The following is a 22754-nucleotide window of genomic DNA, read 5'->3' as shown; positions in this document are numbered from 1 at the left end:
CCGCCAGGAGTGATGACCGACGTGTCAGACGCGCTCGACATGACCGTCCACCACATCAGCGACCGCATCGCGGTCGTCGCCGTAGCCGGAGACGTGGACCTGCACACGGCGGTCTCGCTGCGCGCGTACGTCTCGGTGCTGCTGGACCAGGGCGCGCGGCATCTGGTGCTGGACCTCGCCGGAGTGGACTACGTCGACTCCAGCGGCCTCAGCACCTTCATCACGCTCCTGCACACCGCCCAGCGGGACGGCGGTGCCCTCCACCTCGCCGACGTACCCGACCGGCTGGTGCGCATGCTGACCATGACCGGCATCGACGAGTTGCTGCCGGTGCACCCGACGGTCGCCGACGCGGTGGCCGCCGGTGAGGCCGGCTCCGAGCCCTCGCCCGGCTGACGGGCTCCGGCCGACCCGGAAGGAAGGTGACCTGGGGCGCGCCCGTGCGCACGGCGAGGTCAGCGGTGCCGGCTGTGGCGCGTGGCACCGCGTGGATCAACCACCCTGCCCGGTGAACAGGTCGGTCAGATGACGGGCCGTGTTGTCGGGCGAGTCGATCCACGGCATCACGTCGGGGGCGGTCTCGGTGCCGCGGCCGAACATGGCCTGCTCGTACGCGGCCAGCGCCGTCTCGACGTCCCCCGGGTGGGCGGCGAGGGCCTGGCCGAGTTCGGCGCCGTCGAGCATGGCGAGGTTGGCGCCCTCACCGTTGGGCGCGGCGAGGTGGGCGGCGTCGCCGAGCAGGGTCACACCCGGCGTACGGTCCCACCGGTGCCCGGCCGGCAGGGCGTGGAGGGGGCGCAGGACCGGCGGGACGTCGCTGCCGGTGATCAGCGCGGTGAGCTCGGGCGCCCAGCCGTCGAACTCCTGTGCGATCCGCGCGGTGGCCGCGGCGGTGTCGGTGAAGTCGATCGCGGCGAACCAGTCCTGCGGCTCGGCCAGCCCTGTGTAGGCGTGCAGGGTGCCGTTCTTCTCCCGGTGGGCGAAGAGCTCCCGGCCGGGGGAGGGAACGATCAGCATGCCGCCGCCGACCAGGTCGGCGGTGGCCGGGTGCCGTTCGTCGGCGTCGAACAGGTAGGTCTCGACCACCGACTTGCCGATGTAGCGGGGCCTGGCGGGGGACAGCAGCGGCCGGACGCGTGACCAGGCGCCGTCCGCGCCGACCAGCAGGCCGGTGACGAGAGTGGAGCCGTCGGCGAACGTCACCTCGTGACGCCCCTCGCCCAGGGCGCGGGCGCCGGTGACCTTGTGCCCCCACCGCACGGTGCCGGCCGGGAGCGAGTCGAGCAGGAGCTGCCGCAGGTCGCCGCGCTGCACCTCGGGGCGACCGCCAGTGCCGTCGTCGGGCTGGTCGAACAGGACGGTCCCGTCCGGTTCCACGATCCGCAGGGCCTGGCGGCCGTGCAGGACGACGGCGTGGAACTCGTCCATCAGCTCGGCCGCCTTGAGGGCGAGCTGCCCGTTGTAGTCGTGGATGTCGAGCAGTCCGCCCTGGGCGCGTGCCGTGGGGGAGGTCTCCGCCTCGTGGACGGTGACCGGGATGTCGTGGAGGTGCAGGACGCGGGCGAGGGTGAGTCCGCCGAGTCCGGCGCCGATGATCGTGACGGGGCTGTGCATGAGGCTCCTCCGGGACCGGGCCGCCGGGGGTTCCGGTCGGCGCTTCGCCCAAGGTGTCAACCTGGGCCTACGGCTCACCGACAGAGCACGGACAGCACCGACAGAACGCCGACACGAGGATGGCCCGGTGGAGCCCACTGGTCGTGCCGGAACCCGGCGGGGCGGTGCCGGCCTCGCGGGCCCCGCCGGATCGTGCCGCCGGTCAGGCCCGCGCGGCCTGGGTCCGGGTCCGCGCGGGGGTGGGTTCGAGGCGGACGACGAGGCCCTTCGACGTCGGCTGGTTGCTGATGTCCGCGACGCTGTCCAGCGGCACCAGCACGTTGGTCTCCGGATAGTAGGCGGCCGCCGAGCCCTTGGCGGCCGGATAGGACACCACCTCGAAGTCCTCGGCCCGGCGCTCGGTGCCGTCCGCCGACACGCTCACCAGGTCGACGTGATCACCCTGGGCGAGACCCAGTTCCGTCAGGTCGGCCGGGTTGACGAGCACCACGTGACGGCTGCCGTGGATGCCGCGGTAGCGGTCGTCGTTGGTGTACGGCACGGTGTTCCACTGGTCGTGCGAGCGCAGCGTCTGCAGCAGCAGATGCCCCTCGGGTGCCCGGGGGACCACGCGCTCGTTGCAGGTGAACAGGGCCTTGCCGACCTTGTTGTTGAACACGCCCTCGTTGACCGGGTTGGGCAGCTGGAAGCCACCGGGGCGGGTCACGCGGGCGTTGAAGTCGTGGAAGCCCGGCACGACCCGGGAGATGCGGTCGCGGATGGTGCCGTAGTCGCCCTCGAACGTGTCCCAGGGGATGTCCGGCTTGCCGTCCAGGGTGCGGCGGGCGAGCCGGCACAGGATGGCGACTTCGCTGAGCAGCAGCGGGGAGGCCGGTTCGAGGCGCCCCCGGGAGGTGTGCACCTCGCTCATCGAGTTCTCGACGGTGACGAACTGCTCGCCGTCCGCCTGGACGTCACGCTCGGTGCGCCCGAGGGTCGGCAGGATCAGCGCGGTGTCGCCGCAGACGGTGTGCGAGCGGTTGAGCTTGGTGGAGATGTGGGCGGTCAGCCGGCAGGAACGCATCGCCTCCTCGGTGACCTCGCTGTCGGGGGCGGCCCGGACGAAGTTCCCGGCCAGGGCCAGGAAGACCTCGGCGCGGCCCTCGCGCATCGCCCTGATCGAGTTGACCGAGTCCAGGCCGTGCGCGCGCGGCGGGTCGAAGCCGAACTCCCGCTGCAAAGCGTCGAGGAAGGTGTCCGGCATCCGCTCCCAGATGCCCATGGTGCGGTCGCCCTGGACGTTGCTGTGGCCGCGCACCGGGCAGGCACCGGTGCCGGCGCGCCCCAGGTTGCCGCGCAGCATCAGGAAGTTGACGATCTCCCGGACGGTGGGCACGCCGTGCTTGTGCTGGGTGATGCCCATGGCCCAGCAGACGATGACGCGGTCGCTCTTGAGGACCTCGTCGCGGACCTTCTCGATCTCCTCGCGGGTCAGTCCGGTCGCGGCGCGCACATCGTCCCAGTCGACGGCGCGGGCGTGCTCGGCGAACTCCTCGAACCCGGTGGTGTGGGCGTTGATGAAGTCGTGGTCCAGGACGGTGCCGGGCCGGGCGTCCTCGGCCTCCAGCAGCAGGCGGTTGAGGGCCTGGAACAGGGCCAGGTCGCCGCCGGGCTTGATGTGCAGGAAGCGGTCGGCGATCTGGGTGCCGCGTCCGACGATCCCGCGCGGCGTCTGCGGGTTCTTGAAGCGCCGCAGTCCCGCCTCCGGCAGCGGGTTGACCGCCACGATCCGGCCGCCGTTGCGCTTGGCCTCCTCCAGGGCGGTCAGCTGGCGCGGGTGGTTGCTGCCCGGGTTCTGCCCGACCAGGAAGATCAGGTCGGCGTGGTGGAGGTCGTCGAGGCTGACGGTGCCCTTGCCGGTGCCGAGGGTCTCGCTCAGCGCGAAGCCGCTCGACTCGTGGCACATGTTGCTGCAGTCGGGCAGGTTGTTGGTGCCGAAGGCGCGGGCGAAGAGCTGCAGGACGAAGGCGGCCTCGTTGCTGGCGCGGCCGGAGGTGTAGAAGACGGCCTCGTCTGGGGAGGACAGGCTTCTCAGTTCCTGCGCGAGGACGCCCAGGGCGTCGTTCCAGCCGATCGGCTCGTAGTGGTCGGAGCCGGGCCGTTTGATCATCGGCTCGGTGAGTCGGCCCTGCTGGTTGAGCCACATGTCGGAGCGGGCGGCGAGGTCCGAGACGCTGTGCTCACGGAAGAAGTCGGCGGTGACGCGGCGCGTGGTGGCCTCGTCGTTGATGTGCTTGGCGCCGTTCTCGCAGTACTCGTTGCGATGGCGTCGGCCCGGGGCCGGGTCCGCCCAGGCGCAGCCCGGGCAGTCGATCCCGCCCACCTGGTTCATGGTCAGCAGGTCCACTCCGGTCCTGCCCGGGGAGGTCTGCTCCAGGGAGTACTCCAGCGCGTGCACGACAGCGGGGACCCCGGCCGCCCACTTCTTCGGCGGTGTCACGGAGAGGGTGGTCTCCGGCTCCTCGCCGGGCGGGTTCTGCATCGCTTCGCCTTTCTCTTGCCGTGTCCGGTACGCGGGTCAGCCGACGGGCCACTGGGCCACGCGGCTCCTGGGCGGTTCCGGGTGGTCGTGCTGCACGCGGCCGTTGCGGATGGTGCCGCGCCAGGCCCCGCCCTCCTGCCCCAGCCCTTCGATGAACCGCTTGAAGTTCACGAGCTCGCCGCGCACCAGCCGCGCGGCGACTCGCGCGGCCCGCGACGAACCGGTGAGGAGCCTTGCGGCCCCCTGCGGCTCCAGGAGCATCCGGACGGTGATCGCGGTGCCGCCGGACCCCGTCGGCCGGAACTCGACCTCACCCTGGTGGGACGGGTTCTGCTCCAGACCGCGCCAGGCCAGGTAGGCGTCGGGGTCCTGCTCCACGATCTCGACCGCGAAGCGGCGGCGCAGGGGCCCGTAACCGAGGGTCCAGGCGGTCACGGTCGGCCTGACCTGCTCGACGCCGTGCACCACGGACGAGAAACGAGGGAAGGTCTTGAACTGCGTCCACTGGTTGTACGCCGTCCGCACCGGCACCGCGACCTCGACCGTCTCCTCGACGTGCCGCTTCCGCAGCGGCCGGCGCCGCGTGACACCGTCGCCACCGGCGCGCACTCCCGAGGCATCCGGTGTGGCCTGCCGGGCGTCGTCTTCGTCCACCATCGCGGTCTCTCCTCCGGTGCGGCAGCCGGGGCCGGGGCACCCGACCGCCCCTGCTGAATCAGGGCCTCTCTTCCGGTTCCCCCATCGAGTCCTTTCGAGTCGCCCCGGCGGGTCTGCGGCTGGGGCGGCCGGTCATCGGCGTGCATACGGACGGTGCGGCGCGGAAAGCCACCGCACGTCCGCCGACGATCACGCCGCCGAGACCGGCCAGGCCACCCGGCACGCCGTCCGTCATGAGGTCGGGGATGTGGTGGTCGGGGTCGGGCGGGAGGGTGCCGCCCAGCGGCCGAGCGGTGGGTCCCGGCTGATGGTCACGCCGGCCGGCGTCGTCTGCGGCGGTGCTGTCACCTCCAGCTTCGTCCCCTGCGCGTGGACCCGCCACTCACTCTGACCCGGCGGTGGTGCGACGATCGGGCCGAGGCCCCGAGGGGTGCCGGCGCCTTCGCGGCCACCCGGCCGGCACTTCTCCGCCTCGGCGAGGGCGCCGGGGGAGTTCCCCCGCGGTGACGGCGCATCTCGGCTGATCCGCGTAAGGGGGCCTACGACCGGGGCCGGGCGCCGGGGCCCAGCCGGGCGGTCACCTGTGCGGGTGTGAGGGTCGAGTGTCCTTCGGAGCACTCGACGACGACACGGACCGGAGCGTCGCAGTCGGTGTGGCGCACGTCCAGCACCGGGCCCTCGGAGCCGAGGGCGTACGTCTCGCCCCACTGGCTCAGCGCCATGAGGACGGGCCACAGGTCCCAGCCCTTGCGGGTCAGGCGGTATTCGTTGCGGGAGCGGCTGCCCGGCTCCCGGTACGGGACGGTCTTCAGGATGCCGGCTGCGATCAGCTTGCGGAGCCGGTCGCTGAGGACGGCCTCGGACAGGCCGATGTGGCGGTGGAAGTCGTCGAACCGGCGGACCCCGTTGACGGCGTCCCGCAGGATCAGCAGCGTCCACTTCTCGCCGACCACGTCGAGCGTGCGCTGGACGGGGCAGTTCTCCGTGCTCGCCTCAAGCCACTCCATCCCGCCATCGTAGGAGCTTGGCTTCGTCATTGACAGTCAGCTGAGCGTGAAGCTAGCTTCACATGAAGAAGCCAGAGGGAAGGTGCCGGGCCGTGGGACGAACGCGTACGTATCAGTGGGACGACCCCGCGATCCTGGCGGAAGCCGCCGGACGCATGGCGGGCATCGACTTCCTGCGCGAGTTGCAGGGCGGACACCTGCCGCGCCCGCCCGTCAACCACACCATCGACTTCACCCTGGACGAGGTGGAGCCCGGCAGGGCGGTCTTCTCCATGACTCCCGGCGAGGAGCACTACAACCCCATCGGCAGCGTGCACGGCGGCATCTTCGCCACCCTGCTCGACTCGGCGGCGGGCTGCGCCGTCCAGAGCACCCTCCCGCAGGGCATGGCGTACACCTCCCTCGACCTGGCGGTGAAGTTCCTCCGGAGGATCACGGTCGAGACGGGCACGGTGCGCGCCGTCGGCAGGCTGGTGAACAAGGGCCGCCAGACGGCCCTGGCCGAGGCGCAGCTGCTCGACACGAAGGACCGTCTGCTCGCCCACGCCACCAGCAGCTGCCTGCTCTTCCCGGTGCCTCCGCCCCGGGGGTGAGCCCCGGGTGCCGCGCCAGGGCGGCGAAGCCGACGTGACCACCGGCGTCGCGCCCGGACGGGGAAGCCGACATGACCACGGGTGCCGGTGAGGACATGTCGCCGCCGAGCCGCCCTCGTCAGCGCTTCAGGCTGTCCGCCAGGCTCACGGCGTCCTCGGTCTTGGGGTGGGTGCTGCCGAGTTGGCCGCGCAGGATGTCCGCGCCCCGGTCCGCGGGTTCCCATGCGGCCGGGTCGTTCAGCGCATGAAGGACCCGGGCCTTGAACAGCAGGGCGTAACCGATGTACAGGTGGTCCGGCGCGTAGTGGGCCTCGCGGATCCGCAGGGCCCGCTCGATGTGCGGCAGGGCTGTCGCCGCGTCGCCGAGGTCGAAGTGGACCGTCGCCAGGGCGATCAGGTCGAAACTCACGAAGGGGTCGTCCGGCCCGTGCGCGGCCTCGTCGATCCGCAACGCCCGCTCGGCCAGGGGCAGCGCGGCCTGATGCTCGTCGAGAAGGCACAGGGTCCGGGCGAGGGTCGCCAGGTCCGTGGCGATGGCCGGGCTGTCGGCGGGCAGGCAGGACTCGTGCAGGCGCAGTGCTCGCTCCGCCAGGGGGCGTGCCGTCTCCGGCGCACCGAGGTCCCGGTGGATCTGCGCCAGTGTGATCAGGTCGAAGCCGACCTCCGCGTCCCGGTCGTCCAGTGCCTCGTCGAGTGCGAGGGCGCGCTCGCACAGGGGGAGCGCCAGCGTCCGGTCGCCGATCGCGAGGAGGAACTCGGAGGCCAGCCGCAGCAGGAGGGCCGCCTCCGGCGCGTACCGGGCCGCCGGGTCGTCCTTGGTGACGGCCAGCACATGGGGGAGCAGCGTGTGCCAGCGGGGCCGGGCGTTCGCGTCGCCGTGCACGTCGTGCGGCACGGCCTCCAGCAGCGCACGACACAGCCGGGCCCGGGCCGTCGTGAGCGACTCGGGCGTCATCGAGGCTCGGACGGCCGCCTGCACCAGCCGGTGCAGCACCAGCGCGGAGTCCTCGCGCCGCGCCAGGCCGAGGCCGGCCAGCGAGCCGACCGTCGTGTCCCACGCGAGTGGGTCACCGGCCGCCGCGATCACGGGAGTGGGGCCGCCGGTGAAGAGGGTCAGCGGGATGGGCTCCGGGGCGAGCAGGGCGCACAGCTGCAACAGCTCGACCGCTTGCGGTTGTTGCTCCCGCAGTCGGCGCACACTCAGTTGCCACAGGGTGGCGACGACCACCGCGGGCCGGTCGGCCAGCTCACCTCGCGCGATCATGTCCTCCAGGCGTGTCGTCAGCAGCGCCAGGTACTCGTCGGGAGCCGTCTGGTGGAAGGTCATGTAGCCCGCGGCCTGCTCCAACGCCAGCGGCAGATCGCCCAGTTGCTCCGCGATCCGGTCTGCCGTCCCGGCGCTCGTGCCGGGTACCCGCTGCCTGAGCAGGCCGACGGACTCCTGTCGCGAGAACACCTGCAGATCCATGACATCGGCCGTGCCCGACCACGAGCTCGTGCGGGTCGTGACGAGGACGTGGCCGTTCTTCGCCAGGTCGCCCGAAGGCAGCGCGTGCAGCAGCGCCCCCGGCTTCTCGGCATTGTCGAAGATGATCAGCCACGGCCTGCGGTCCCGCAGCGAGGCGTACACCCCATGGACGACCTGCCCCGAACCGGCGTCCGCCAGACCCAACTCCCGGGCCAGCGAGGTGAACTGCGGTGTCAGGAGGTCGGGATCCTCCGCGTCGACGAACGCGACGAACCGGTACTTCGACAGATAGCGGTACGCGTACTCGACCGCGAGCTGCGTCTTGCCCACACCGCCCAGCCCGTGCACGGCCACCGTGGTGACGTCGCCCGCCGAACCGAGCTGCCGCCGCAGTTCCCCCAGTGCGGAGTCACGGCCGGTGAAGTGGGTGTTGCGGGGCGGCAGACGGTACGTCGTCGGTGCGGCGGGACGGGGCGTACGGTCGCTGCGGGACTCGGGCCGCAGCCCCAGCCACGCGAGGGGGAGCAGCAACAGAAGCACCACCCACGGGTGGAGACGCACGAAGTCCAGCGGGCCCGGCCACCGGCTCTGCCCCGAGGCGGCGTTGAAGGCGAGACTGCCGACGAACAGCACCAGCAGACCAGCCACCGTCCCGACCAGCCTGCGCCACATGGGCTTCCTCCCCGGTCGCAACGACGACGGCCGACGTGATCCTAACCGGGGACCGCCTCATCGATGCGCGCGAGTCGGTCCCCTTTCCCTCTCGGTGCAGGCCGGTCTGTCGGCGGATGAGCGTGCGGGGTGCGGATCCAGGGGGATCAGCGCGTCACGCGTCCGCCAGCAGGGGGTCGTAGGGAGTGGTGCGCCGGCGGCCGGACATGAAGGACAGGAACTGGTTGACGAACGTGCTGCGGCTGTACGTGTCGTCGGAGCTGTCGGTGTCGCGGTGGAAGGCGGTGCGGAACAGGGCTCGGTGCTCGTCGGCGTCGATGCGCTCGTTGCCGTCCGTGTCGGTGACGTCGAAGAGGACTTCGGCGACCCTGATGAGCGCGGGACCGGCCAGACGGCCGGTCGCGACGGCGTACTCGCGGGCGCTGATACGGCCGTCGCCGTCGGTGTCGAGGGCCGTCTGGAGTTCACGCCACCAGTCGGCGAAGGCGTTGTAGAGCCGGGTCTCCTCGGGTTCGTCCAGGTCGAGGCGGCCGGAGAGTTCGCGTGCCATCGCGGCGAGGTCGGGCCAGTCCAGGTAGCCGTCGCCCGTCTGGTCGAGGACCTCGGCGAAGAACTCCTCCGCGCTGCGCTGTGCAGTGGCGGCCGTGGTAGCCGTGGTGGGTTCCTGTTCCGGAGGCAGGGGGGTGATCAGGCGGAAGAGGGCGCCCGCCTGCTGCATCCGCTCCCGCAGGGCGGTGAGGCTCCGTGCGCGGGGGTCGTCGCTGTGCGGGGAGAGCGTCAGCAACTCGGTGACGTTCTCGGCCTGGATCCAGCCGCCGGGCAGGAAGCGGGCCAGACCGGCGGCGAGGTAGGCGCCCTGCATCAAAGTCTGGGCTCCGACGATCTCGGGCAGTCCGGCCCGCCGGCGGAACGGTTCCGGCAAGGAGGCCACGGTGATCGCCCCGATGACCGGGCCGGTCAGGGCGCGGCCGGTGGCCCACAGCGCGGGGAATCCGTGGAGCGCGGGCGGAGCGGGGAGGTGGTCGAAGAGCTTGTAGAGGATGATCCGCATCGCCTCCGTGTTCTCCAGTTCCTCTGCGACCATCCGGTCGAAGTAGGGCCAGAACTCGGCCAGGGTGTGCGGCAGATGACCGGCTTCGTCTCCCATCGCGGCCAGGAACGCCTGGAATTCTCCGTACAGCCGCTCCATGGCTCGCTGTTCGAGGGGCTGCCCGCTGAGCCGGCACATCGTGACGGCGCTGTCGAACAGGGTCGCCACGACCCACGCGCGGACACCGGGGTCCATCGCGTCGTAGGGCCTGTCGTGCGCGTCGGTGCCGTTCAGCCGGGCGTGCATGCGGTTGAGCCGGGCGGCCTCCCGGTGCCGCACGTGCTCGTCGGCACCGAACATGCGCTGCATGCTGACGAAGGTGTTCCGCAGCCTCCGCCAGGGGTGGGCGACGAACGTGGAGTTGTCCAGCAGAGCCGCGCCGATCTGCGGGTGTGCCGCTTCCAGGACGGTCGCCCGGACCATGGCGGGTGCCCAGCGCGGGTCGTTGAACAGCGCGTGGAACTCGGAGCCGGGACCGAACAACGGCTCCTCACAGGTTTCGGCGTCGGCGGCAGCGGCGCCGGGGTCGTCCGTGGAGGTCACGATCGGGGCTTTCCCTTCTCATTCGTCGGCACGGCGCCGAAGCGGCGCTCGCGTTGCCGATACGTGTGCAGACAGGCGAGGAAGTCAGGTGCGCGGAAGTCGGGCCACAGCACCGGCGGGAACATCCACTCGGCGTAGGCGACCTGCCAGAGCATGAAGTTGGAGATGCGCTGTTCACCGGAGGTGCGGATGACCAGGTCCACGTCCGGGGTGTCGGGGATGGGGAGGTGAGCGGCGAAGGTCTCCTCCGTCAAGGTCTCGGCCGGCACGCCACTGCGGAGCAACGAGCGTGCGGCTTCGACGATGTCCCTGCGCCCTCCGTGGTCGAACGCGACCGTCAGCGTCATGCCGCGGTTCCGGGAGGTCAGCGTCGTCAGGTCCGCGATGTCCTGGCCCAGCCCTGGCGGGATCCGGGGATCCGTCGCGCCGAGGAAGCGGCAGCGGATGCCCCGGGCGTGCAGCAGCGGGGCGTGTTTGCGCACGACCCGGCGCACCAGGTGCATGAGGAACTCGACCTCACTGTCAGGGCGGCGCCAGTTCTCGGTGGAGAACGCGAACAGGCTCAGCCAACCCACCCCGGACGCGCGCGCTGCCTCGATGACGTCGATCACCGTCGTCTCCGCCGCGCGGTGACCCGCCGTGCGCGGCAGCGACCGCTGCGCCGCCCACCGGCCGTTGCCGTCCATGACGCACGCGACGTGGCGCGGCACCTCGCGCAACGTCACCCGGCCGGCCCCGTGCGAGGGACCTGGCAGCGAAGGGGGCCCGATGCCCGTGGACTGCTGAACTGTCACACCCGCCCCTCAGCGTGCCCGACGGCATGCCACCGCCATACGATCTTCAGCAGCACACTGACAGCGTCGACCCGCGCACAAGGTGCACACCTCGCAACTTCACTCTTGGTACTGGTGTCCGGGGCAGCGGTAGGGGAGCGGAGCGGGGCATCGCGCGGGACTCCCGCCTTTCTGTCCCGCCGCCGGGCAGGAGCAGGGCGAACTGTCCCCGCGGCGTTCAAGGACGCAGACACCCCCGTCGCCGACACCACCGGGGCCGCCGACGCCCCCGGTCGCACCACCCCGCGCACGGCGCATAGGCGAAACTGATCCGAGCCGCTGCTCACCAGCCCGCGATTCCGCTCCGGAAGAGGACATGACCAGCACCGCGCCCACGGGCTCGACGTCCCCCATATCCGACCCTGCCCGGGCCCAGCGCCACACGCTGCGCGTCCTGGTCGCCTCCCAGATCCTCAGCGGCGCGGGACTCGCCGCGGGCGTCACCGTCGGTGCCCTCCTCGCCCAGGACATGCTCGGTTCCACCAGCCTCGCCGGGCTGCCCAGTGCCCTGTTCACCGCCGGATCCGCGCTCGCCGCCGTCGCCGTCGGCCGCATCTCCCAAGCACACGGACGCCGCCCCGGCCTCGCTGCCGGCTACCTCGCCGGCGCCATCGGCTCCGCCGGTGTCATCGTCGCCGCCGTCCTGGACAACCCCGTCCTGCTGTTCATCGCCCTGTTCGTCTACGGCGCGGGCACGGCGACCAACCTCCAGGCCCGTTACGCCGGAGCCGACCTCGCCGCGCCCGGCCATCGGGCCCGCGCCGTCTCGACCGTCCTGGTCGCCACGACCCTCGGCGGTGTCGCCGGACCCAACCTCGCCGCCCCCACCGGCGCCTTCGCCGAGCACCTCGGCATCCCCGAACTGGCCGGACCCTTCATCCTCTCCGGCGCCGCGTACGCACTGGCCGCGCTCGTCCTCACCCTCCGGCTGCGGCCCGACCCACTGCTGCTGGCCCGTGCCGTCGCCCAGGCCGAGGAAGCCGAGATCACGACCGGCCAGACCGCGGCCGGCACCGGCGCTACCACCGGCACCAGCGCTACCACCGATGTTGGCGCTGCCACCGATACGAGCGCTGCCACCGATGCCGGCGCTGCCACAGATATCACCGCTGCCGCCGACCCCGGCGACACCGCCGACCCCGGCGAAGGCCGCGGCGGAGTGGTCCTCGGCGCCCTGGTCATGGTCCTCACGCAGCTCGTCATGGTCGCGGTCATGACGATGACGCCGGTGCACATGCACGACCACGGCCACGGGACCGCAGCCTCCGGGCTCGTCATCGCCCTCCACATCGGTGCCATGTACCTGCCCTCGCCGCTCACCGGCTGGCTCGTCGACCGCCACGGCAGCATGAAGATCGCCGCCGCCTCCGGCGTCACCCTGCTGGCCGCGGGCATCCTGGCCGGTGTCGCGCCCGGCGACTCCGTCGCCCTGCTCGCCCTCGCCCTCGCCCTGCTGGGGCTCGGCTGGAACTTCGGCCTCGTCGCCGGCACCGCGATCATCACCGACACCGTGCCGCTCGCCACCCGGGCGAAGACGCAGGGGCTGGTCGACGTCTCGATCGCCCTCGCCGGCGCCACCGGCGGTATGGCCTCCGGCCTGATGGTCGCCGCCACCAGCTATCCCGCCCTCGCCCTGACCGGCGGCATCCTCTCCCTCGCCCTCCTGCCCGCCGTCGCCGTCACGGCCTACCGGCGCTGAAACGGCCGGGCCTCGCGGGCCGGCCCGCCCCTCCCCGGGCCCGCACCACGACGGCGTGCTCCGCAAGGTCCGTCCGCCCGGTACGAGAGTGCCGGCCGCAGTCGATCGCCTCGCTGCCCGGACCGTGCCGTACGCGTCTTGTTATGACCGCCGTCATGATGGATGCTGCCCTTCGACGTTCGCCGCAGCCGAGCAGGACGAGCCGGGAGGACCAGGACATGAACGAAAACGTCGCACGGGCGATGTGGGAGAGGTTCGAGCCGGTCCACCAACTGGTCTACTTCACCCCCGAGGTGCGCGAGATCGCGGACGGGCTCGGACTGCGCGGCTACTGGACGAGCTACTTCGCCCTGCGCGCCGCACCTCTCGGCCCGGTCCCCGCATCCGTCGTCACCAGCTCCTTCTACGTCTTCCACCCGGACCGGGCGGCCGGCGCGCTGCCGGGCGCGTGGGCTCTCGCATCCCCGGAGCGGGTGATCGAGGCTCGCGAGCAGGCCATGGACGCCGCGATGACACGCTTCTTCGGCCCGGAGACCATCGCCTCCACCGAGCTGGCCGAGGCTGCCGACCTCGCCTGGGAGGCCGCCCAGGCCGCGGACACGGCGGGCCGGGTGCTCGGCGCCGCCAACCAGGTCCTGCCCCGCCCGGCCCAGCCCCACGTCAGGCTCTGGCAGGCTGTGACGACCTTGCGCGAACACCGCGGCGACGGCCATGTCGCCGTACTCGTGGGCCGCCGCCTGGGGCCGGTCGAGGCCCTGGTGCTCAAGAGCGCCACAGGGGAGACGGACGCCGAGTTCCAGCAGCGCATCAGACGGTGGGACGTCGAGCAATGGCGTTCGGCGCGGGCGGAGTTGCGTGAGCGCGGCTGGGTCGACGAGGAGGGGAGCCTCACCCCGGCCGGTGCGGCCGCCCACGAGGAGATGGAGGCGGACACGGACGCGGCGGCGGGGGCGCCGTGGCGGGCACTGGGCGCAGAGGCCACCACCCGCCTCGCCCATCTGCTCGAACCACTCGCACGACGAGTCCTCGACTCGGGAGTCATCCCGACGGGCAACCCGGTCGGGCTCACCGAAGGCACGTGGACGTCGACGAGTTGACCTCCTCGCCCGGTGCTCCCCCGAGGGTGGCCGTCAACCCGGGGTGGGGGCAATGGACTTCGACAACCGCCTGGTCAGCGGCCCGCGGCGCGAAGAGGCCGACCGTACGCAGCGGATATCGTCCAGGCATGACACATGAGTTCGATCTTGTCGCGTCGCTCGGCAGGGGCATCGAGGACCGCGCCGGCGCGTGGACCTTCGTCCAGGGTTTCGCGGCCCACTGGCTCGGGGCCGCCCTGGGGCGCGACGACGGCTGGACGGAAGCCGATCTCGAAGCCGCGGAGGAGAGGCTGGGGCTCCGGCTGCCGACGGCGTTGCGCGAGGCGTACCTGCTGTTCGGCCGCCGGGGAGATCTCACCAGCAATCACGATGTGCTGCTCGCCCCCGCGGAGTTGTATGTCGACGATGCCGAGGAGGCCCTGGTCTTCCGTCACGAGAACCAGGGAGCCGCTTCCTGGGGCATCCCGCTCGGCAGCCTCCAGGACGACGATCCCGCCGTGCTCGTCCGGCTCGACCTCGCCGACAAGAGCGCGGAGCGGTGGGACGGCTGGTTGCAGCGCGTGTCCCTGTGCTTCGTCGAGGTCGTCCTGTCGGAGTCCCTGCACGCCGACGAAGAACTCTGCGACTTCCTCGACCCGGATGACGACAGCCTCGAACTGCTGGAGGCGCACTCCGTCCGACTCCCCTTCCCGGCCTGCCCCGTCGGTGAGGAGACGCGATGGTTCCTCGGCCGGGACGTCCTCCTGCGCGACGACGACGGCACGGCGGTCCTGGCGCGCGGCCGTACGGCAGCCGACCTCGACCGCGTGCGCGAGCTGATCCCCGGCGACTGGCTCGGCGACTGCCGCTGACAGCCTCCGCGGTGCCTGCCGGGCGGGGGCGGTCCGCATCCGGCTCATCCCCGCCACCCAACAGCGATCGACCTTAATGCAAGTCAAAAGAAAAGCCATGCAGGAACCTTGACCACGTGTCACCCGACGGGCATCGTCGGGAGAGCGCTCTCCCCCCTTCCCCTGTTCTCAAGGAGCCTCCCCATGCCCGCTGTCGGCATACCCCCGGCTGCGCCGGTGCGCCCCAGACCGGGTCGTCGCGGACTCGTCGGCGTCCTGGTCACCGCCCTCGCCGCCGCCCTGCTGGCCGTCGTCCCCGCCGGGCAGGCCCAGGCCGCGCCCGTACTGCTGTCCCAGGGCAAGCCGGTCACCGCCTCCAGCCAGGAGCACTACGGCACCCCGGCGACCGCGGCCGTCGACGGCGACAACGGAACCCGCTGGTCGAGCGCGGCCTCCGACCCGCAGTGGATCCGCGTCGACCTCGGCGCCACCGCCTCGCTCAGCCAGGTCGAACTGCGCTGGGAGACCGCCTACGCCAAGTCCTACCGGATCGAGACGTCCCAGAACGGCACGGACTGGTCGACGGCGTACTCCACCACGACCGGCGCCGGCGGCACGGAAACCGTGAACCTCTCCGGCACCGCCCGCTACGTGCGCATGCTCGGCACCGTCCGCGCCACCGGATACGGCTACTCCCTCTGGGAGTTCAAGGTGTACGGCACTCCCGGCGACGACCCCGGCCCGCAGATACCGGGCGGCGGCGACCTCGGCCCGAACGTGCATGTCTTCGACCCGTCCACGCCCGGCATCCAGGCCAAGCTGGACCAGGTCTTCAAGGAGCAGGAATCCGCCCAGTTCGGCTCCGGCCGGCACGCCTTCCTCTTCAAGCCGGGCACCTACAACGGCCTCAACGCCCAGATCGGCTTCTACACCCAGATCGCCGGCCTCGGCCTGAGCCCCGACGACACGACGATCAACGGTGACATCACCGTCGACGCCGGCTGGTTCAACGGCAACGCCACCCAGAACTTCTGGCGCGGCGCGGAGAACCTCGCCGTGAAGCCCGTCAACGGCACCAACCGGTGGGCGGTCTCGCAGGCCGCGTCCTTCCGCCGGATGCACGTCAAGGGCGGCCTCAACCTCGCGCCCAACGGCTACGGGTGGGCCAGCGGCGGCTACATCGCCGACAGCAGGATCGACGGGCAGATCGGCAACTACTCGCAGCAGCAGTGGTACACCCGTGACAGCTCCATCGGCGGCTGGTCCAACAGCGTCTGGAACCAGGTCTTCTCCGGTGTCGAGGGCGCTCCCGGCACCAGCTTCCCCGAGCCCCGCTACACCACGCTCGACACGACGCCGATCTCCCGCGAGAAGCCCTTCCTCTACCTCGACGGCAACGAGTACAAGGTCTTCGCGCCCGCCAAGCGGACCAACGCGCGCGGCACCACCTGGGGCAACGGCACCCCGCAGGGCGAGTCGATCCCGCTGAGCAGGTTCTACGTCGTCAAGCCCGGCGCCACCGCCGCCACCATCAACGCGGCCGTCGACCAGGGTCTGCACCTGCTGTTCACCCCCGGCGTCTACCACGTCGACCGGACGATCGACATCGACCGGGCGAACACCATCGTGCTCGGCCTCGGCCTCGCCACGATCATTCCGGACAACGGGGTGACCGCCATGAAGGTCGCCGACGTCGACGGCGTACGCCTCGCCGGCTTCCTCATCGACGCCGGTCCCGTCAACTCCCCCACCCTGCTGGAGATCGGCCCGCAGGGCGCGTCCACCGACCACGCGGCCAACCCGACCACCGTGCAGGACGTATACATCCGCATCGGCGGCGCGGGCGCCGGCAAGGCGACCACCAGCATGGTGGTCAACAGCCACGACACGATCATCGACCACACCTGGGTGTGGCGGGCCGACCACGGCGAGGGCGTCGGCTGGGAGACCAACCGGGCCGACTACGGCGTCCGCGTCAACGGCGACGACGTCCTGGCGACCGGCCTGTTCGTCGAGCACTTCAACAAGTACGACGTCGAGTGGTACGGCGAACGCGGCCGGACGATCTTCTACCAGAACGAGAAGGCCTACGACGCGCCGAACCAGGCCGCCATCCAGAACGGCACGACGAAGGGGTACGCCGCCTACCGGGTCGACGACTCGGTCGACACCCACGAGGCCTGGGGCCTGGGCAGCTACTGCAACTACAACGTCGACCCGAACATCCGCCAGGACCACGGCTTCAAGACCCCCGTCAAGCCAGGGGTGAAGTTCCACAGCCTCCTGGTGGTCTCCCTCGGCGGCATGGGTCACTACAACCACGTCATCAACGACACCGGCGCCTCCACGGTCCCGGCCGGTACCTCGACCGTGCCGTCCACCGTCGTGTCCTTCCCCTGACCGGGCCGCCCGCCGGCCACAACTCCCCTCCGGGCCGGGTGACATCCCCGCGCCCCGGCCCGGAGGGGCCCCTCACGCGGTGCTCCCGCACCCCCAGCGCCGTCGGCACTCCCCACACCGTCAGGAGCAGAAGTGTCCCTCTTGCCTCCGCCCCGCAGGCCCGCGGCCCGACGCACCGTCCCCCTGCTCGCCCTCGGCGCACTCATGGCGTCCCCACTCGCCCTCGCCGCGCCGCCCGCCCACGCGGCGGAGACCCTGCTCTCCCAGGGCCGGCCCGCCACCGCCTCCTCCCAGGAGGGCGACGCCTACGCCCCCGCGGCCGCCGTCGACGGCAATCTCACCGGCACCCGCTGGGCCAGCCAGTGGAGCGACCCGCAGTGGTTCCAGGTCGACCTGGGACAGCGGGCCGACCTGAGCCGCACCGTCCTGACCTGGGAGGGCGCCTACGGCAGGAGTTATGAGATCCAGGCATCCGACAACGGCACGGACTGGCGCACCCTGAAGAGCGTGACCGGCGGCGACGGCGGCACGGACGAGATCGCCGTCTCCGGCTCCGGCCGCTACGTGCGCATGCTGGGCACGGAGCGTTCCGGCGGCTACGGCTACTCCCTGTGGGAGTTCCAGGTGTACGGGACCACGGACGGCACCCCGCCCGGCGGGGGAGGGGCGGTCGAGGTGGCCGGCTCGCAAGGGAACTGGCACCTGACCGTCGGCGGCCAGCCGTACACCGTCAAGGGTCTCACCTGGGGTCCCGCGATCGCCGACGCCCCGAAGTACCTGCCGGACGTGAAGTCCATGGGCGTCAACACCATCCGCACCTGGGGCACCGACGGCGGCACCAAGCCGCTGCTCGACTCCGCCGCCGCGCACGGCATCCGCGTCGTCAACGGCTTCTGGCTGCAGCCCGGCGGCGGTCCCGGCTCCGGCGGCTGCGTCGACTACATCACCGACACGACGTACAAGAACGCCATGCTCACCGAGTTCGCCAAGTGGGTGGAGACGTACCGGAGTCACCCGGCGACGCTCATGTGGAACGTCGGCAACGAGTCGGTCCTCGGCCTGCAGAACTGCTACAGCGGCGCGGCCCTGGAGGCGCAGCGCAACGCCTACACCGGCTTCGTCAACGACGTCGCCAGGAAGATCCACAGCATCGACCCCGACCACCCGGTCACCTCGACCGACGCCTGGACCGGGGCGTGGCCCTACTACAAGCGCAACGCGCCCGACCTCGACCTGTACTCGATGAACTCCTACGGCGACATCTGCGGCGTCCGCGAGGACTGGGAGCAGGGCGGCTACACCAAGCCGTACCTCATCACCGAGGGCGGACCGGCCGGGGAGTGGGAGGTGCCCGACGACGCCAACGGCGTCCCCGACGAGCCGACCGACGTGCAGAAGGCCGAGGGCTACACCAGGGCCTGGGACTGCGTCACCGGCCACCGGGGCGTCGCCCTCGGCGCCACGCTCTTCCACTACGGCGTCGAACACGACTTCGGCGGCGTCTGGTTCAACCTCGTCCCCGACGGACTGAAGCGACTGTCCTACTACGCGGTCAAGAGGGCCTACACCGGAACAGCCGGCGGCGACAACACCCCGCCCGTCATCAGCGACATGACCGTCAGCCCCGCCTCCTCCGCGCCGGCCGGGGGCGAGTTCACCGTCCGCGCGGGCGTCCGTGACCCCGACGGCGACCCGATCACGTACAAGGTCTTCCTCAGCGGCAACTACGCGAGCGGCGACAAGCGCCTGGTCGAGGCGGAGTGGCGGTCCACCGGCAACGGGACCTTCGCCGTGACGGCCCCCGGGAAGCTCGGCGTGTGGAAGGTGTACCTGCGCGCCGAGGACGGCCGCGGCAACGCCGGCATCGAGACGAAGTCGGTCAAGGTCGTCGCACCGCCGGTCGCCGGCACGAACGTGGCGCTGAACAAGCCCACCACCGCCTCCTCCTTCCAGCCCTCGTACGGCGACTGCCCGTGCGAGCCCGCCAAGGCGACGGACGGCAGGAACGACACACGGTGGGCCAGCGACTGGAGCGACCCGCAGTGGATCCAGGTCGACCTCGGCGCCGCCACCCCCGTCCGCAAGCTCCAGCTCGTGTGGGACCCCGCCTACGCCAAGGCCTACGAGGTCCAGGTCTCGGACAACGGAACCGCCTGGCGCACGCTCCACACGACGACCACCGGCAACGGAGACGTCGACACCATCGACGTCGCGACGACCGCCCGGCACGTACGACTGCACCTGACAGCGCGTGGCACCGGCTGGGGCTACTCGCTGCACGAGTTCGGCGTCTACAGCTGACCACGGCGCGGGGCGCCCGGCGTCGCCCCGCCCACCACCTGCACGTGTCACCCCGTGTCACCTCAGCGGGCAAGGAGGCCCCATGAGATCGCGTTCGAAGCTCCCCGCGCTGTTACTCGGCAGCGCACTCCTCGCGAGTGTGCTCGGCGTCGGCACGGTCGCCACGGCGGCCGGCCCCGACGGCACCCCGGCCGCCTCGGCCGCCCGGCACGCCGGGCACACGACGGCGGTGTCGACCCGGGCGTCCGCCGACGACCCCGACGGCGACGGTTACATCCCGGCCCTACCCCCCGTCACCGGCGTGACCCCGTCCGAGGCCACCCCGCCGCCGCGCTACCACAAGGAGTTCCAGGCCAACTGCGCCGTCACGCACACCGCGCCGGACGACCCGATCGTGTACCCGGGTCAGCCCGGCAGGTCCCACGACCACACCTTCATGGGCAACACGTCGACGCACGCCGGCAGCACGACCGCGAGCCTCTACGGAGGGAACACCACCTGCCTGGCGCCGGCCGACGCCTCCGCGTACTGGATGCCCTCCCTGTACAAGGGCGACAGGAAGATCCTCCCCGTCGGTCCGCAGGTCATCTACTACAAGGCCGGCGTCACCGACTACACGAGCGTGCGGCCCTTCCCCAAGGGGCTGCGGTTCGTCGTCGGCGACCCGATGCAGAGCGCCCAGGAGTTCCGCGGCCACAAGGGCTTCGTCGAGGGCTGGGAATGCGGGGACAGCTTCTTCAACGTCGACTTTCCGGCCACCTGCCCAAGCCGCCCCGACGTACAGCTCAACATCCGTTTCCAGGCGCCCAGTTGCTGGGACGGCAAGTACCTGGACACCCCCGACCACAAGAGCCACATGTCCTACCCGGTCGTCAGACCCGGCACGAACGACAACATGTGCCCGGCCTCCCACCCGGTCGCCCTGCCGATGATCGAGTTCAAGATGGCCTTCCCGGTCAACGGCGACATGAGCCAGGTCCGCCTGGCCAGTGGCCGCGGGTACTCCTTCCACTACGACTTCTTCAACGCCTGGGAGGAACGGACCCTCAAGGCACTGGTCGACCACTGCATCGTGGGCGGCCTCCAGTGCGACACGCGCGGCTACGACCAGAACCACCCGGAACGCGGCGCGGTCCTGAACGCGGACCACCGGCTGCCCTGACCCGGCTCCGGTGACAAGGGCCCGGCCACCCGCGCGACAGGGGTGCCGCCGGGCCCTTCCCACCGGGTCAGGCGGACGCGCGTACGACCAACTCGGGCGCGAAGACCAGGGTGCGGGGTTCGGTGCAAATGCCTTGGACCTGTTCGTCCAGCATCCTGGCCATGGCCGCCGCCATGTCCTCCACCGGCTGGCGCACGGTGGTCAGCGGCGGCCGGCAGGTCACGGCGACGGACGAGTCGTCGAATCCGACGACGGCGACGTCGTCGGGGATGCGCCGGCCCCGTTCCCGCAGGACCTGGCAGGCGCCCTGGGCCATCAGGTCGTTGGCCGCGAACACGCCGTCCACCGTGGGATGGTCCTGCAGCAGCGCGGTCATGGCCGCAGCGCCGCTGTCCAGGGTGAAGGTGCCCTCGGCCGTCGGAGCGCTCGCGTGCCCGGCGCGGGCCAGGGCGTCGCGGAACCCGGCGAGGCGTGCTCGGCCGGCTCCGAGCTCCCGCGGGGCGCCGAGCGCCGCTGTGCGACGGCAGCCGCGCGCCAGCAGATGCTCGGCGGCCAGGCGTCCCCCCGCGTAGTGGTCCAGGTCGACGCAGCTGACCGGTGTCTCCCGGGCGGGACGCGCGAACAACACCGTGGGGACGCGGGCGGACAGGAGCATGCCCGGCAGAGGGTCGTCCGGGTGCACGGAGACCACCAGGGCGCCGTCCGCACTGCCCTGCCCCACGTAGTCGACCACCTGACTCCTGGCAGCCTCGGACTCGGCGAACAGCAGCACCGGTTGCATCGTGCGTGCCCGCAGATAGCCCATGACGCCGTCGACGACGCGGCCGAAGAACGGGTCGGTGAACACGCGGCCGGCGAAGGCGTCGCCCGCGCCGGAGATGATGAGGGCCACGGTTCCGGTGCGACGGGTCACCAGCGCCCTCGCCGCGCGGTTCGGCGTGTACCCCGTCCGCTCGATCGCGCTGCGCACCAGGTCCTGGATGGCGGGATCGACGTTGCGCACGCCGTTCACGACCCGCGACACGGTGGCCCGGGAGACCCCCGCCTCCCGGGCGACGTCCTCCAGCGTCGGGGCCTGCCTGTTCATGAGGGGAACTCCAACTCCGGGCACGTGGAGGGGCACAGGACGTCAGGCCCGGACCCGCTCCTGGTGAGAGCGGCCCGGGCCCGACGGTGTGGCTGCGGTGGTGCGTTCAGAACGCGGAGATCACACCCGGGTGAGGCGCACGGCGACCGTCTCGCCGACCGTGACGGGCTGGTCGTAGTCGGGATCCGTCGCCGTGGCGCGGCCCTCGACCTCGACGTCGCCCTTCTGGAAGGGGACCGAACCGGTGGGTACGGCCGTCCCGGTCCAGGCGACCGGGGCGCCCGGCGTGCAGGACACCGAAGTGGAGAAGGAACCGCGGATGAGGTCCCGCTTCTTCACCTGCGTGACGTCACCCTCCACCGTCACCCGCACCGGCTTGTTGCAGCTGACCGTGCCGTGCAGGGTGGCCTTGCCGTTGAGCGAACTCGCCGTGCCGTCCAGGGCGATGCCGAGTCCGAGGCCGAGTTCGGCGGGCGGAGCCGGGTTCTCGATGTGGACCTCGCCGCGCGCGGCCGAGGTGCCGCCCTCGCAGTGCTGCTCGAAGGTGGCGTCGAGCTTCCGCACGTAGCCCTGGGGGCCGAACTCCACCGCGGAGACGGTGAAGGTGCCGGTGAGCCGGTTGCAGCCGCGGCCGTTGCCGCTGAGCGACAGGCCCGGCTCGGTTGCCTCGTTGAAGGGGTAGCGGGTGGCTCCCGTGTAGGTACCGGGCGCCAGGGCCTCGCCGGACGGCGCCGCGAGGTTCAGGGTCCACCAGTCGCCGTTCGCTCCGTCCACGGAGACGGTGACCACGCTGTTGTCGGTGTTGCCGGAGACGTTCAGACGGTCCTGGGACGCCGTCGCGTAGGCGTAGGCCTGACCGCCGCTGATGTAGTCGTCCGCGTCCCCGCTGAAGCTGAAGGAGCCGTCGGTGACCGGCAGGGCGTGCGCTTCGGCGCCGGAGAGCAGGCCGGTGGTGCCGGTGGCCATGGCGAGTGCCAGCGCGAGGGTGGCGGTGGCCCGGGCCAGGACGCGTCTGGGCAGGTTGAGCTGCAAGGATGTTCCCCCCATGAAGAGTTGGGACAAGCCCCGTACGCCGACGGGACGCTTCCGCTGCGTGAGCGCACGCATGTTCGCGTCTGCCGCCGGCGAGGCGAGTCTGCCAACCTGAGGGACAGGCGACAACTGAGTTTCTGCTGTGGTG

General features: G+C 71.6%; 17 protein-coding genes. 8 read left to right on the top strand and 9 right to left on the bottom strand.

Annotated features, from left to right (window positions below; translation table 11 throughout):
• Window positions 1-12: 12 nt before the first annotated feature.
• Window positions 13-396: an STAS domain-containing protein gene (locus ACPXCS_RS20470; protein ID WP_425948154.1), complete on the top strand. Its 384-nt coding sequence runs from the start codon at window positions 13-15 to the stop codon at window positions 394-396.
• Window positions 397-492: 96 nt separating this feature from the next.
• Here ACPXCS_RS20470 and ACPXCS_RS20465 read toward each other — a convergent pair whose 3' ends face one another.
• The 4 genes from ACPXCS_RS20465 to ACPXCS_RS20450 all read right to left on the bottom strand — a co-directional run bounded on the left by ACPXCS_RS20465 (window position 493) and on the right by ACPXCS_RS20450 (window position 5799).
• Window positions 493-1614, bottom strand: a complete 1122-nt coding sequence (locus ACPXCS_RS20465) for an FAD-dependent oxidoreductase (RefSeq protein WP_425948155.1) — start codon at window positions 1612-1614, stop codon at window positions 493-495.
• A gap of 202 nt (window positions 1615-1816) precedes the next feature.
• Window positions 1817-4135, bottom strand: a complete 2319-nt coding sequence (locus ACPXCS_RS20460; RefSeq protein ID WP_425948157.1) for an FdhF/YdeP family oxidoreductase — start codon at window positions 4133-4135, stop codon at window positions 1817-1819.
• A gap of 36 nt (window positions 4136-4171) precedes the next feature.
• Window positions 4172-4792, bottom strand: a complete 621-nt coding sequence (locus ACPXCS_RS20455) for an SRPBCC family protein (RefSeq protein WP_425948159.1) — start codon at window positions 4790-4792, stop codon at window positions 4172-4174.
• Window positions 4793-5331: 539 nt separating this feature from the next.
• Entirely contained in the window at window positions 5332-5799 is a 468-nt protein-coding gene (locus ACPXCS_RS20450) for a winged helix-turn-helix transcriptional regulator (protein ID WP_425948161.1), read from the bottom strand.
• A 92-nt stretch (window positions 5800-5891) separates the two neighbouring features.
• On the opposite strand from ACPXCS_RS20450, the gene ACPXCS_RS20445 reads away from it, so the two are divergent.
• Window positions 5892-6392: a PaaI family thioesterase gene (locus tag ACPXCS_RS20445; RefSeq protein ID WP_425948163.1), complete on the top strand. Its 501-nt coding sequence runs from the start codon at window positions 5892-5894 to the stop codon at window positions 6390-6392.
• Window positions 6393-6510: 118 nt separating this feature from the next.
• On the opposite strand, the gene fxsT is transcribed toward ACPXCS_RS20445, so the two are convergent.
• The 3 genes from fxsT to uppS all read right to left on the bottom strand — a co-directional run bounded on the left by fxsT (window position 6511) and on the right by uppS (window position 10884).
• A complete protein-coding gene (gene fxsT / locus ACPXCS_RS20440) occupies window positions 6511-8532 on the bottom strand; it encodes an FxSxx-COOH system tetratricopeptide repeat protein (RefSeq protein ID WP_425948165.1) in 2022 nt (673 codons plus the stop codon).
• Window positions 8533-8686: 154 nt separating this feature from the next.
• Window positions 8687-10168: an oxygenase MpaB family protein gene (locus ACPXCS_RS20435; RefSeq protein WP_425948251.1), complete on the bottom strand. Its 1482-nt coding sequence runs from the start codon at window positions 10166-10168 to the stop codon at window positions 8687-8689.
• The gene (gene uppS, locus ACPXCS_RS20430; RefSeq protein WP_425948253.1) at window positions 10162-10884 is read right to left on the bottom strand and encodes a polyprenyl diphosphate synthase; all 723 of its coding nucleotides are present in this window, start codon (window positions 10882-10884) and stop codon (window positions 10162-10164) included. Before uppS ends, ACPXCS_RS20435 begins: the two co-directional genes overlap by 7 nt.
• A gap of 430 nt (window positions 10885-11314) precedes the next feature.
• Here uppS and ACPXCS_RS20425 point away from each other — a divergent pair, with 430 nt between their 5' ends.
• The 6 genes from ACPXCS_RS20425 (at window position 11315) to ACPXCS_RS20400 (ending at window position 20487) form a co-directional block, all read left to right on the top strand.
• The gene (locus ACPXCS_RS20425) at window positions 11315-12697 is read left to right on the top strand and encodes an MFS transporter (protein WP_425948166.1); all 1383 of its coding nucleotides are present in this window, start codon (window positions 11315-11317) and stop codon (window positions 12695-12697) included.
• A 218-nt stretch (window positions 12698-12915) separates the two neighbouring features.
• Window positions 12916-13794: an SCO6745 family protein gene (locus tag ACPXCS_RS20420; protein WP_425948167.1), complete on the top strand. Its 879-nt coding sequence runs from the start codon at window positions 12916-12918 to the stop codon at window positions 13792-13794.
• Window positions 13795-13922: 128 nt separating this feature from the next.
• The gene (locus ACPXCS_RS20415) at window positions 13923-14645 is read left to right on the top strand and encodes an SMI1/KNR4 family protein (RefSeq protein WP_425948169.1); all 723 of its coding nucleotides are present in this window, start codon (window positions 13923-13925) and stop codon (window positions 14643-14645) included.
• 183 nt (window positions 14646-14828) lie between these two features.
• Entirely contained in the window at window positions 14829-17024 is a 2196-nt protein-coding gene (locus tag ACPXCS_RS20410) for a discoidin domain-containing protein (RefSeq protein WP_425948170.1), read from the top strand.
• Between the two features lie 204 nt (window positions 17025-17228).
• Window positions 17229-19325 carry a discoidin domain-containing protein gene (locus ACPXCS_RS20405; protein WP_425948255.1) on the top strand — a complete coding sequence of 699 codons (2097 nt, stop codon included), beginning with the start codon at window positions 17229-17231 and terminating at the stop codon, window positions 19323-19325.
• Between the two features lie 82 nt (window positions 19326-19407).
• Complete coding sequence (locus tag ACPXCS_RS20400) at window positions 19408-20487, top strand: DUF1996 domain-containing protein (protein ID WP_425948172.1); 1080 nt, start codon at window positions 19408-19410, stop codon at window positions 20485-20487.
• A 67-nt stretch (window positions 20488-20554) separates the two neighbouring features.
• Here the strand turns inward: ACPXCS_RS20400 and ACPXCS_RS20395 are convergent, their stop codons facing one another.
• Complete coding sequence (locus ACPXCS_RS20395; protein ID WP_425948174.1) at window positions 20555-21574, bottom strand: LacI family DNA-binding transcriptional regulator; 1020 nt, start codon at window positions 21572-21574, stop codon at window positions 20555-20557.
• Window positions 21575-21694: 120 nt separating this feature from the next.
• Window positions 21695-22606: a hypothetical protein gene (locus ACPXCS_RS20390; protein ID WP_425948175.1), complete on the bottom strand. Its 912-nt coding sequence runs from the start codon at window positions 22604-22606 to the stop codon at window positions 21695-21697.
• Window positions 22607-22754: the final 148 nt, after the last annotated feature.

Origin of the sequence: Streptomyces sp. DT190, from assembly GCF_049846985.1 — a bacterium.
In the GTDB taxonomy this organism is placed as follows: Bacteria; Actinomycetota; Actinomycetes; order Streptomycetales; family Streptomycetaceae; genus Streptomyces.
This window is presented reverse-complemented; position numbering and strand designations above follow the sequence as displayed.

Coding starts and splice junctions, on each gene's coding strand:
- ACPXCS_RS20410 (WP_425948170.1), top strand. CDS start 14,829: ATGCCCGCTGTCGGCATACCCCCGGCTGCGCCGGTGCGCCCCAGACCG.
- ACPXCS_RS20460 (WP_425948157.1), bottom strand. CDS start 4,135: ATGCAGAACCCGCCCGGCGAGGAGCCGGAGACCACCCTCTCCGTGACA.
- ACPXCS_RS20465 (WP_425948155.1), bottom strand. CDS start 1,614: ATGCACAGCCCCGTCACGATCATCGGCGCCGGACTCGGCGGACTCACC.
- ACPXCS_RS20400 (WP_425948172.1), top strand. CDS start 19,408: ATGAGATCGCGTTCGAAGCTCCCCGCGCTGTTACTCGGCAGCGCACTC.
- ACPXCS_RS20470 (WP_425948154.1), top strand. CDS start 13: ATGACCGACGTGTCAGACGCGCTCGACATGACCGTCCACCACATCAGC.
- fxsT (WP_425948165.1), bottom strand. CDS start 8,532: ATGTGGCGCAGGCTGGTCGGGACGGTGGCTGGTCTGCTGGTGCTGTTC.
- ACPXCS_RS20395 (WP_425948174.1), bottom strand. CDS start 21,574: ATGAACAGGCAGGCCCCGACGCTGGAGGACGTCGCCCGGGAGGCGGGG.
- ACPXCS_RS20405 (WP_425948255.1), top strand. CDS start 17,229: ATGGCGTCCCCACTCGCCCTCGCCGCGCCGCCCGCCCACGCGGCGGAG.
- ACPXCS_RS20425 (WP_425948166.1), top strand. CDS start 11,315: ATGACCAGCACCGCGCCCACGGGCTCGACGTCCCCCATATCCGACCCT.
- ACPXCS_RS20415 (WP_425948169.1), top strand. CDS start 13,923: ATGACACATGAGTTCGATCTTGTCGCGTCGCTCGGCAGGGGCATCGAG.
- ACPXCS_RS20420 (WP_425948167.1), top strand. CDS start 12,916: ATGAACGAAAACGTCGCACGGGCGATGTGGGAGAGGTTCGAGCCGGTC.
- ACPXCS_RS20450 (WP_425948161.1), bottom strand. CDS start 5,799: ATGGAGTGGCTTGAGGCGAGCACGGAGAACTGCCCCGTCCAGCGCACG.
- ACPXCS_RS20455 (WP_425948159.1), bottom strand. CDS start 4,792: ATGGTGGACGAAGACGACGCCCGGCAGGCCACACCGGATGCCTCGGGA.